General features: G+C 55.2%; 9 protein-coding genes. 7 read left to right on the plus strand and 2 right to left on the minus strand.

Annotated features, from left to right (window positions below; all coding sequences use genetic code 11):
- Positions 1–18 precede the first annotated feature (18 nt).
- Positions 19–1,512 carry an MDR family MFS transporter gene (locus tag H7F31_RS05195; protein WP_187103304.1) on the minus strand — a complete coding sequence of 498 codons (1,494 nt, stop codon included), beginning with the start codon at positions 1,510–1,512 and terminating at the stop codon, positions 19–21.
- A 56-nt stretch (positions 1,513–1,568) separates the two neighbouring features.
- Positions 1,569–2,168 (minus strand): TetR/AcrR family transcriptional regulator, encoded by a 600-nt coding sequence (locus H7F31_RS05200; protein ID WP_187103305.1) that lies wholly within the window; start codon positions 2,166–2,168, stop codon positions 1,569–1,571.
- Between the two features lie 205 nt (positions 2,169–2,373).
- Between H7F31_RS05200 and H7F31_RS05205 the strand changes: the two genes are divergently transcribed.
- The 7 genes from H7F31_RS05205 (at position 2,374) to H7F31_RS05235 (ending at position 10,837) form a co-directional block, all read left to right on the plus strand.
- The gene (locus tag H7F31_RS05205; protein ID WP_187105218.1) at positions 2,374–2,901 is read left to right on the plus strand and encodes a CDP-alcohol phosphatidyltransferase family protein; all 528 of its coding nucleotides are present in this window, start codon (positions 2,374–2,376) and stop codon (positions 2,899–2,901) included.
- 175 nt (positions 2,902–3,076) lie between these two features.
- Positions 3,077–3,508, plus strand: coding sequence for a 3-hydroxyacyl-ACP dehydratase FabZ (gene fabZ / locus H7F31_RS05210; protein WP_187103306.1), 432 nt, complete (start codon positions 3,077–3,079; stop codon positions 3,506–3,508).
- 38 nt (positions 3,509–3,546) lie between these two features.
- Positions 3,547–5,256: a phospho-sugar mutase gene (locus H7F31_RS05215; protein ID WP_187103307.1), complete on the plus strand. Its 1,710-nt coding sequence runs from the start codon at positions 3,547–3,549 to the stop codon at positions 5,254–5,256.
- Positions 5,257–5,299: 43 nt separating this feature from the next.
- Positions 5,300–7,414, plus strand: coding sequence for a DUF5693 family protein (locus tag H7F31_RS05220; protein ID WP_261800479.1), 2,115 nt, complete (start codon positions 5,300–5,302; stop codon positions 7,412–7,414).
- Positions 7,378–8,697, plus strand: coding sequence for a polysaccharide pyruvyl transferase CsaB (gene csaB, locus H7F31_RS05225; RefSeq protein ID WP_187103309.1), 1,320 nt, complete (start codon positions 7,378–7,380; stop codon positions 8,695–8,697). The genes H7F31_RS05220 and csaB overlap by 37 nt, the downstream gene beginning before the upstream one ends.
- A gap of 7 nt (positions 8,698–8,704) precedes the next feature.
- Entirely contained in the window at positions 8,705–9,463 is a 759-nt protein-coding gene (locus H7F31_RS05230; protein WP_187103310.1) for a WecB/TagA/CpsF family glycosyltransferase, read from the plus strand.
- A 225-nt stretch (positions 9,464–9,688) separates the two neighbouring features.
- Positions 9,689–10,837, plus strand: coding sequence for a glycosyltransferase family 4 protein (locus H7F31_RS05235; protein WP_087569453.1), 1,149 nt, complete (start codon positions 9,689–9,691; stop codon positions 10,835–10,837).
- Positions 10,838–11,214: the final 377 nt, after the last annotated feature.

The raw sequence follows: 11,214 nt of genomic DNA on the forward strand, positions 1-11,214 counted from the left end.
TTCTGCCCCGTTGCCCTATTAATGCGTTGCGCTCATGCGAGGCTCAGCGGCTCCCTCTTCTTTGGGAGACACGGATCTTCTAATGAAGAAGGACAATACAAGAGCGACGATCGCGAAGATCATGCCCAGCCGGAAAGCGTCGTGGATACCTGCATTCAAAGCGAGGGCTCCAAGCACAGGATCAGTCGGGTCAGCCGCCGTAAGTACAAAATCTTTGGTTCCCGACGACATTACGCTGATGAAGAACGCGATGCCAAGCGCGCCGGCAACTTGCTGCAGGGTGTTCATGATAGCCGTGCCATGCGGGTAATACTGGCGAGTCAATTGGTTCAGGCCATTAGTCTGAGCCGGCATCATGATCATGGACATCGCTATGCTCATTGTGCAGTGCAGCAGAACGATCGTCGATGTTGGGGTGTCGAGCGTGATGCGCGTGAATAACCACATGACCAGCACGAGAATCGCACAGCCTGGAATAACCAGCGCTCTCGGGCCGAACTTATCAAACAGCTTGCCGGTAATAGGAGATAGGAAACCGTTCAGAATGCCGCCCGGCAACAGCACGAGACCTGCTGCGAACGCGGTCATGCCCATACCTTGCTGCATCAGAATCGGCAGCAGCATCAGTGTGGAGAACAGCGACATCATAACGATGATGACCTGCACGGTGGCAAAGGAGAACATCGGAGCTTTAAACGCCCGAAGGTCCAGGATCGGCGTTTTGGAGGTGAGCTGACGCCAGATGAATAAGGCGAGCGCTACGCTTCCGGCAGCGACGAACGCATAGACGCGTGGATTCGACCAGCCGTTCTCCACTTCGCCAAGGCTGCTGAAGCCATAGACGATGCCGCCGAACGCGACCGTGGACAACAGGATGGAGAGGATATCAACCCGCGGTTTGGTTACATCGGTAACGTTCTTGAGGAAGATAAACGCGAATATGACTGCGAAGATCGCGAACGGAAGTACGAGATAGAACAACCATCTCCAATTCATGGATTCAAGAATCAGACCGGAGAGAGTTGGTCCGATCGCAGGCGCGAACATGATGACGAGACCGATACTGCCCATGGCGGCTCCGCGCTTCTCGGGCGGGTACAGAACCAGAATCGTATTCATCATAACCGGCAGCATAAGGCCTGTGCCGAATGCCTGGATGATGCGTCCGCCGAGCAGGAAGGAGAACTGCGGCGCAACGGCGCACACGAGCGTTCCGACGGAGAATAGAATCATGGCGCCGAGGAACATTTGTCTCGTCGTAAACCACTGTACGAGCAGGGCCGACGCCGGAATAAGCACCGCGACGACAAGCATGTAGCTGGTTGACAACCATTGGATGGTTGTGTAGGCAACGTTGAATTCCTTCTGAAGATCAACGAATGCGATGTTCAGTAACGTTTCATTAAGAATGGAGAAAAATGCGCCGATGATGAGCGAGATTAGTATCGGCAGTCGTTTGATGTTGCCCAGATCGATCGATCCGGGTCCTGGCGCGGATGCTGCGCTTTGCATGAAAGGTACCCTCCGTATTCATAAAAAAATAAACAATTTTGTCTTGTAGTGTGGCCTTATTGTTCCCGTACAATTCCATGCAGCAGAACATTAAGGGCGGCTTTGTAAAGCTCCAGTGTTTCCATTGGGTTCATGCTGCCGGCCGTTTCGCTGATGCCCCGCACCATGCCTTCTAATATAATACCGTATTGTCTGGCGTTGCCCGGCTTGAACTCTCCGCTGACAATGCCTTCCGTCATCAGGCCTTCGTAGAATAGCCGATTCTTCTCGATCTTGGCCGCGAGCAGCTTCCTGACCGCGCTGGATCCTTCGGCATGGCCCTCAATAAATTCACACGCAGCCATATAGAGCGGATGAGCGAGTCCCTGCTTGGTGGAGAATTCAATCACTCCGAACAGTTGCTCGGTCACAGTGTCGTAACCGGTCTTATGGACCTCCCAATTGCGATACCATTCGGTCTCGAGCAGCTCGGCAATATGCAGGAAAAGCCCTTCTTTGCTCTTGAAGTGATAATAAATGTTGGCTTTGCTGCATTGGGCGGCTGCGGCCATCTCCAGGATGGAGGCGGCGTTGTATCCCTTTTTTGCAAATAACTCGCTTGCGACTTCGACGATTCGATGTTTGGTTTCTTCGCTTTGGAGTTGTTTTTTGTTCAAATTTCACCTTCTTTCCAGTGGGGAGTCGGGGCCGACTACATCATACTGAACGCTAAGTCAGTATTTTATCATGGAGACAATTTTTAGGCAATCAGTCCCGGGACTGAGGTCGATATGGATTTGTTTTCATTTTCGAGGAGGTAGTTTATAATAGTTGGGAACCAAGGTAGACCATGTATGGACAATCGCCGGGGAGCGTGATGTGTTGAATCTGCCGAATTTGTTGACGTCGCTGCGTTTCGTCCTCATTCCCGTCTATATCGGAATATTCGTCAGCGGACACATGATTCCCGCGTTTCTTGTCGTGGTCGCCGCCGGCGTGACGGATGTGCTGGATGGTCATATCGCCAGAAGGTACGGTCAGGTGACTCCCGCAGGGGAGATGCTGGACCCGCTGGCCGACAAGCTGATGCTGTTCACGGTAATCGTGTCGCTGCTCGTTTCGGGGCATATTTCCTGGTGGGCGGCAGGTGCGATGTTTTTGCGCGATTTGGGAATGATAGCCGCAGGGCTTATCTCTCACTTCCGCAAAAAGAAAAACGTGCCGGCCAATTGGATGGGGAAGCTGACAACGGTCATGTTCTATGCGGCCATCATGTTCATCTTCTTCGAGGCGTCGTTTGCTTCGACATACTTATGGGTTGTGATCGCTTTTTCGTTCGTGACCACGTTCGTCTATGCGGCCTCGTATCGGACATTGAATCCGCCTCAGCCCAAGACCCCTCACATGTAACGCTTTAGCATCATCATCGCACAGGACAGAAAGAGGCCGGGCGACGAACGCTTCGGGTTCTTCGCCAAGCCTCCTTATCTTAACCTTCGCAAACTGCAGTTTTGCGCAGGATAACCTTAGTGTTTCTGACTAGGACATGTTTTATACGGACACGGACATGAGAGGAGCTTATTAAATGTTAGATATCAATCAAATCCAGGAGATTATTCCGCACCGCCCCCCATTCTTGCTGATCGACCGCATCGTTGAGGTTGAGCCGGGCGTCAGAGCCGTCGGTATCAAAAACGTGACGATGAACGAGCCGCATTTTGTCGGCCACTTCCCGGGTTATCCCGTTATGCCGGGCGTATTGATCGTCGAGGCGCTTGCGCAAGTCGGTTCTGTCGCTATGCTCATGGTGGAAGCGAACAAGGGCAAGCTGGGCTTTTTCGCGGGCATCGACGGCTTCCGGTTCCGCGATCAAGTGAAGCCGGGCGATACGCTCACGCTGGAGGTGCAGATTACGCGCCTCAAAGGACCGATCGGCAAGGGACAAGCTACAGCGAAGGTTGGAGAAAAGATCGTTGCAGAGGGCGAATTGATGTTTGCGCTGTCGGAGCGGGCCTAGATAAAACCAAATTTCGATAAGTGGCGGAGGGAATCCTTATGATAAACAAAGAACAGATTCAATTGCAATATGAAGGCTGGTTGGGCGATCCATTGATCGATGCCGCGACCAAAGAAGAGCTGGCCGGCATCTCGAGCCAAGAAAACGAAATCGCGGATCGCTTTTACCGCAACCTGGAGTTCGGCACTGGAGGTCTGCGCGGCGTAATCGGCGCCGGCACGAACCGGATGAACGTGTATACCGTGGGCAAAGCGACGCAAGGGTTCGCGAACTGGCTGTTGTCGCAAGGCGCGTCGCCATCCGTAGTGATTGCGCACGATTCACGCCGCATGTCGCCGGAATTTTCGCTGGACGCCGCGCTAGTGCTGGCGGGCAACGGCATCAAAACGTACTTGTTCCGTTCGCTCCGTTCGACACCGCAGCTGTCCTATGCGGTAAGAGCGCTGAGCGCGAGCGGAGGCATCGTCGTGACGGCAAGCCATAACCCGCCGGAATATAACGGCTACAAGGCTTACGGGGCGGATGGTTGCCAATTGATCCCGGAGGATGCGGAGCAAGTCATCGCGGCAATTGCGCAGATCGGAAGCTTGGGCGAAGTGAAGCGGATTTCACGCGAAGAGGCCGAGGCGCAAGGACTGTTGGTTTGGCTGGACGAGAAGGCGGATCGCGAATACTTAGAGACGGTCGTCGGAGAAAGCCTGAACCGGGAATTGCTGCAAGGGGAGCTGGGAGAAAAGTTCAGCATCGTATTCACGCCGCTGCACGGTACCGGCAATGTGCCGGTTCGCGAGGCGCTGAAGGGCGCGGGTTTCCGCAATGTACATATCGTGCCCGAGCAGGAGCAGCCGGACGGCAATTTCAGCACGGTGAAGTCGCCGAATCCCGAAGAGCGCGAAGCGTTTACGCTTGCGATCGAGCTGGCGAAAAAGGTTGGCGCGGATATCATCATCGGCACGGATCCGGACGCGGACCGAATGGGCGCGGTCGTGAAGAACAACGAAGGCGAATACGTGGTGCTGTCGGGCAACCAATCCGGCGCCATCATGGTTTATTATAAGCTGAGTTTGCTTAAAGAACGCGGCCTGCTGCCGGATAACGGCGTCGTCGTCAAGACGATCGTAACCAGCGAGATGGGCGCGGACATCGCGAAATCATTTGGCGTGGAAGTAGAAAATACGCTGACCGGCTTCAAATATATCGGCGAGAAAATGACAAGTTACGAACAAACAGGGGAGCGTTCCTTCCTGTTCGGCTACGAAGAGAGCTACGGCTATCTGAGCGGCACCTATGCCAGAGACAAGGACGCGATCGTCGCCTCGCTTCTCATCTGCGAAGCGGCGGCTTACTACAGCAGCCAAGGCAAGACGCTGTATGACGTGCTGCTGGAGCTGTACGCGGAGTACGGCAGCTATCTGGAAGGGCTGGAATCCCGCACGCTCAAGGGCATCGACGGCGTTGCGCAGATCGGCGCCATCATGAACGACTGGCGTTCGAACCCGCCCGCGGAGATTGGCGGCGTCAAGGTGACGGAAGTGCTGGACTACAGCACGGGCCTGGACGGACTTCGTCCGGAGAACGTGCTCAAGTATCGTCGAGCCGACGGTTCCTGGTTCTGCCTGCGGCCGTCGGGCACGGAGCCGAAGATCAAGGTTTATTTTGCGGTGAAGCAGGATTCCCCGGAGTCGGCGAAGTCCGCTCTGCAAACGTTGAAGGAAGCCGTTATGTCCCGCGTCGACGGCGTTCAGTAATCGATAAGCAAGCTTAGAGGTGGAACGGAGGATTTACGTGCGTATGTTATGGCAGCGATGGAATAGGCAAGCGAAAATATGGTTATGGGTCATTACGCTGATCGGAATCGTGGCGGCATTGCCGCTGGGCCTTCAAAGGATGACGATGGAGGACTCCGCCAATACGGTGGAGTACGCATTCGATTACAGAGATCTGATCGAGGTGGCTGAACATCAGGCGAATCCACGAGAGTTTCTGGACGAGCAACTGGGATTGCTGAAGGAAGCGGGCGTCAATACGATGGCCGTCTACGAAAGCACTCTGAAGGAACTTAGCCAGGCAGGAAGGTTGACGTATTACAACGAGAAGGACGCCGCGCTTCTGCAGGGCAAGCTGCCTAGCGAACGCGTCAATTATACGTACATCCTGTTCGCGGGCGAGGAAGAGGAAGAGAAGGTGGGCAAGGTCGTGCGCGAGGCGCTTGACCGCTCGGGCGTGACTTACCGCGACTGGTCCTTCGGCGATCGGAACGGCATGGTGGTGGAGCAAGCTCTGACCGCCGTTCATCTCAAGACGATGGACTTCGACCCGATGTCGCTGGAGAAGCTCCGCGAAAAGGGATTCCACATTCTTGCGAGATTCTCGGACAGAGTGGTTCCTTATGACGCAGAGCGTACCAGCGCGCAGCTTGCCATGCTCAAAGATTATGGCGTGACAAGACTGCTGTTCGACGGCGAGAAGTCCAAGGGCGCAAGCGATCAAGGCGCTTTGGGCAGTCTGGATAGCTTCGGCACGCTGCTTAATGATTACGGAATCGGGCTGACGGCGATCGAGAATCTCAAGAAGCCGCAGCAAGGCATTCATAAACTTGCTTATATGACAGATTATAATGTGGTAAGGGTGTATTCCTTATCGCCTGAAGACAGTATCGAGATGACGCGCGAAGGCATTGCCGACCGCTTTCTTTTGGCAGCCAAGGATCGCAATATCCGCATGTTCTTCTTGAACACGATGCTGCAATCCAGCATGGATACCGGCAAGTTGAACCATTCCGCGGACAAGCTGGCGATGGTAATGGGCGGCGAGGACGGCGTTATCGCCCAGCTCGAGGAGGCTGGCTTCCCGCATGGGGTAGCGCAGCCGTTCGAGAACGTCAACGCCTCGTGGGAGAAGCCCGTGCGCGCGGTCGTAGCGCTTGGCGCCATTGCGATCATTACGCTTCTGGTCGCAGCATTCTTACCCGCGCTCGCGATACCGGTATTCCTGCTCGGACTCGTGGGATCGGCAGGCCTGTATGTGCTTAACAGCTCGCTTATGGAGCAAGCGCTCGCGCTGGGCGCCGCGGTAAGCGGACCAACGCTCGCGATGATCTGGGTCATGAACCGCATCTATGCCCGGACGATCGGCAATCGTAGGATGGTGGGCGGCGAAACCTGGAAGGTGGGCGGAGCTTCTTACGAAGGCGAGCCAAGAACGCAGTGGGTATTCCCTGACGTGCCTGCCGGCAAGCGGATCGTCACCGCGCTTAGCTGGTTCATCGTCGGCACGCTGATTACGCTATCGGCGGTACCGCTCGTGTTTGGCCTGTTGCACAATATTACGTACAGCCTGGTGCTGGAGCAGTTCCGCGGCGTCAGCGTCCTGTTCTTTGCGCCGTTGTTTCTTGTAGCCTTCTACGTGTTCTTGTATGAGGGCAGCGACGGTCATGGCGTTGTCAAACGCGCGATCGGCATCCTGTCTCGTCCCATCACTTTATTGATGGTCGTGGGCGCGGTTGTCATCGGCGCTATCGGCTTCTATTATATCTCCCGTTCGGGCAATGCCGGACAAGTTAGCTCCATCGAACTGCTGATACGCGGCTGGCTGGAATCGACGTTCGGCGTACGTCCGAGATTCAAGGAATTTATGTTAGGCCATCCGCCGCTTCTGCTGGGCTTGTTCCTGGCGATTCGATACCGCGCGGCTTGGGTGCTCATTATCGTCGGGACGATGGGGCAATTGTCCATGGTAAGCACGTTTACCCACTTGCATACGCCTCTGTACATCTCGACGATCCGCACGCTGCTTGGTCTCGGAGCTGGCATTCTGATCGGACTCGTATGTATCGGAGCCTGGATCTTATTGGAGGGAGCTTGGCGCAGATGGGTTCAGCCTCACATTCGCAAACCGTCCGCATAGCCATATCCGGTTACTACGGCTACCGCAACAGCGGAGATGAAGCGGTCCTGCGCTCCATCCTGCTGGCGCTAGAAGAGCAAGGAGCGGCCCAAGGCGTGCGTGTCCAGCCGGTCGTCCTCAGCGCCGATCCGGCGTGGACGAGCTCCATGTACGGCGTGGAAGCGGCGCATCGCATGCGTCCGGCCGACATTTTGCGGACGCTGCGAGGCTGCGACGGCCTCATTAGCGGCGGCGGGAGCTTGTTGCAAGACGCTACGGGAACGAAGACGATTCCGTATTATACCGGAATCATGAGACTGGCCCAGCTGCTGGGCAAACCGACGTTCGCTTATGCCCAGGGCATCGGACCGGTAAATCGCCGCTGGATGGATCCGCTCATTCGCGGCGTTATGCGGCGAAGCGCTTATGTATCCGTTCGGGATGCCGAATCTGCGGACTTGCTCGCACGAATTGGCGTAGCGCGAGAGAGGATCGAAGTTGTACCCGATCCCGTTATGGGGTTGCCGTTGCCGGAGGGCGCAGAGACATCGGTGAATGCCGACGCATTGCAAGCGCCAAGCGGGGCGCTCGCGGCCGACCTCGCTGGATCCGCAATTGCGGATAGCGCTTCGCAATTGTCGACGGGAAGAGGCCAGGCGGCACTCGGGGAAGCTGCGCTTCGCGGCGTCAAGCCGCCAGTTTCGCAGGACGCGCCTGTTGTGCCTGTCGCGTCGGACGCGTCTGTCACGCCGATCGTCGGCGTGTCGCTGCGGAGCTGGCGCCAAGACGGCGCCGACTTGGCGCGCGCGGCGGAAGCGCTGATCGCTTTGTCGAAGCGCCGCTCCGTCACGCTGCGGTTTCTTCCGTTCCATACCCCTTCCGACGTGGTGACGTCGCAAGAGATGATCGAACGGCTGCGCGGCAAACTTGGCGAGGGGAGCTCGGTGGAGCTGGCCGCTCCCGGCGATGACCCGCAGCAGATGCTGCTGGAGGTAAGCCGTTGCGATGTTCTGTTCGGCATGCGACTTCATGCGCTTATCTACGCGGCGAACCGGATGGTGCCGATGCTTGGACTGTCCTACGACCCGAAGATCGACCATTTCCTGCATCGCATTGGCCTGACGGCGATAGGCGATACGGAGCAGCTTGATCCCGAGCTTTTTGCCAACGAAGCGGTCGCGCTGCTCGACAATCCTGACGAATGGCGCAAGAAGCATGTACCCGCAATCGACCTTTTGAAGCAACAATCGCAACAACCGGCGCAACAAATCGTAACTAACTTGCGTCAATATAGATCGAGGTGATTTCCTCATGTCGAAACAACATCCAACCGTGCCGATTTTTGGCATACCGTTCTCGAAGATGAGCATGGACGAGACGGTCCGTTATTTGACAACGGCAATCGAGGAAGGACGCCAAACGCATATCATTACGGCTAATCCGATTATGATTATGGCGGCTTTGGACAATCCCGCATTTGCTGACATCATGAATAAAGCCGATCTCATCGTACCGGACGGTGCGGGAGTCGTATGGGCTGCAAAATATGGCGGAAACCCCGTCGCCGAGCGCGTCACGGGCTTCGATCTTATGCATCGTCTGCTTGAACAGGGCGAGAAGCGGAGATGGAAGGCGTACCTGCTTGGCACATCGCAAGAAATTATCGAAGCGGCGGCGGAAAAGCTTCAGCTTCAATATCCGCAGGTTCGCATCGTCGGGTATCGCAACGGATTTTTCGGACCTGACGAAGACGAGGAGATCGTGGACGAGATTGCCGCGCTTCAGCCGCATTTGTTGTTCGTGGCCAGAGGCATGGAAAAGGAAGCCTGGAATGTGCAGTACAAGGAGAGACTTGGCGTTCCGTTTATCATGGGCGTCGGGGGCAGCTTCGATGTCGTGTCGGGCAAGCTGAAACGCGCCCCGATGTTGTACCAGAAGCTTCGTCTGGAGTGGCTGTATCGGCTGCTGCAGGAGCCGACGCGCTACCGAAGAATGCTTGCGTTGCCGAAATTCGTCGTGAAAGTGATCCGCAACAAAGAAAATGTAACAAAATCCCGCCCAATTGGGTGAAACTGCGCCTTTTCAATGAAAATTGGTTGAAAACGGCGTTGGTATTTCTTTTTCGATCAGGGTATAATTCACTCTGGAGCAAAACGAAGAAGCGTTGGCGGCGAATGACGGATCGCAATCGTTCCCGAATCGTTCGCATAAGGTATCGTTTCGCAGTGAAAGATAACGGGGTAATAGCTTGTTAAGCGACCTGCTTAGGCTTTCGGAAAAAGGAGAGTTGTACACATGCCTATTGGCTTCTTGTATTCCATAGGATTCGTAATCGCATTATTGCTTGCATTGGGGATGACCCCGCTCGTTAAAAAATTCGCATTTAAGATCGGCGCGATCGACAAGCCAAATCATCGGAAAGTACATACGCGCATCATGCCGCGTATGGGCGGGCTGGCGATCTACGTCGCATTTGTGGGAGCCTTTCTGCTTGTGCAGCCGTTCATTCCCGAAGGGCTGTTGCGGCCGCAAGACGTCAATATGATTAACGCCCTGCTCGTCGGCGGTACAATCATTATCATTTTGGGCGCCCTCGACGACCGCTTCGAGCTGTCGGCGAAGGTAAAGCTGCTGGGTCAAGTCGCAGCTGCGTGCGTCGTTGTATTCGGCTTCAATGTCCACATCGACCTTGTTAACGTACCGTTTGGCGAAACCATGCAGCCAATCGCGCAATGGATCGGCATTCCGCTGACCATTTTATGGATTGTCGGCGTTACCAACGCCATTAACCTGATTGACGGACTGGACGGCCTCGCTGCCGGCGTTTCCGGCATCGCCATCGCAACGATTGCGATAATGGCCTCGCTGATGGGCTTCCAGCCTGTTATTTTGCTTAGCACGCTGCTTTTGGGCGGCATTATCGGCTTCTTGGTGTTTAACTTCCACCCGGCCAAAATTTTTATGGGCGACTCGGGCTCCCTGTTCCTTGGCTTTAGCTTGGCCACCTTGTCCATGCTGGGTTTCAAGCAGGTTACGATCGTATCGTTCGTGACGCCGCTCTTGATCATCGGCGTGCCGTTGTCCGACACGTTTTTCGCTATCGTTCGCCGCTGGGTAAACAAGAAGCCGATCTTCGCGCCGGATCGCGGACATCTGCATCACCGTCTGCGCGATCTTGGCTTCAGCCATCGCCGCACGGTTCTGATCATCTGGGGAGTAGCTGCCCTATTCGGAGCCATCGCTATCGTACAATCCGCAGTCGTGCAGTCCAGCGCGGCTAACTGGATTACGTTCGCCGTAATTTGCTTGCTCATGTTCTTCCTGCAGATCGGCGCGGAGCTGACGGGCATTGTCGATAAGACGCGTCGTCCGCTCATCAACTTCCTGGTGCGCATCGGCTTGATTAGAACCGCCAAGACGCAAGCTCAATCGCGCGGCAAATAAAGTCATTATTTCTGTATTCCGAGCTCCGCAACCTGCTTTTACGCAGGGCGCGGAGCTTTTATTTTTGGCTACACAAACGCGCCAGGGGGTCGCAAGTCCCATGTTGATCCCAATTGCCTCAAATATCCAAGACGTCCCTAAACATATGCTGCGCTCGAACCGATAAAGAAAGTACGTAACTTTTCTGATGTCAGTGCGTCTATCATTTAGACTAACTAAATCTGACTAAAGAGGAAGAGGGAGGAATATTATACGCGGCTTCGACATGTTCGGCGCGAGAGGTCAAGCTCTCCGGCGACTTTAGACCTAATCCGTCCCAACGTTCGTATGCTCCATGCAATTTGAATCCGTATTTAAGGAATGACCTACATAAAGGA

Origin of the sequence: Paenibacillus sp. PAMC21692 (assembly GCF_014303795.1) — a bacterium.
Lineage (GTDB): Bacteria > Bacillota > Bacilli > Paenibacillales > Paenibacillaceae > Pristimantibacillus > Pristimantibacillus agaridevorans.

Bases quoted from the DNA above. Each gene is read 5' to 3' on its own strand.
- H7F31_RS05195 (WP_187103304.1), bottom strand. From the start codon at position 1,512: ATGCAAAGCGCAGCATCCGCGCCAGGACCCGGATCGATCGATCTGGGC.
- fabZ (WP_187103306.1), top strand. From the start codon at position 3,077: ATGTTAGATATCAATCAAATCCAGGAGATTATTCCGCACCGCCCCCCA.
- H7F31_RS05215 (WP_187103307.1), top strand. From the start codon at position 3,547: ATGATAAACAAAGAACAGATTCAATTGCAATATGAAGGCTGGTTGGGC.
- H7F31_RS05220 (WP_261800479.1), top strand. From the start codon at position 5,300: ATGTTATGGCAGCGATGGAATAGGCAAGCGAAAATATGGTTATGGGTC.
- csaB (WP_187103309.1), top strand. From the start codon at position 7,378: ATGGGTTCAGCCTCACATTCGCAAACCGTCCGCATAGCCATATCCGGT.
- H7F31_RS05230 (WP_187103310.1), top strand. From the start codon at position 8,705: ATGTCGAAACAACATCCAACCGTGCCGATTTTTGGCATACCGTTCTCG.
- H7F31_RS05235 (WP_087569453.1), top strand. From the start codon at position 9,689: ATGCCTATTGGCTTCTTGTATTCCATAGGATTCGTAATCGCATTATTG.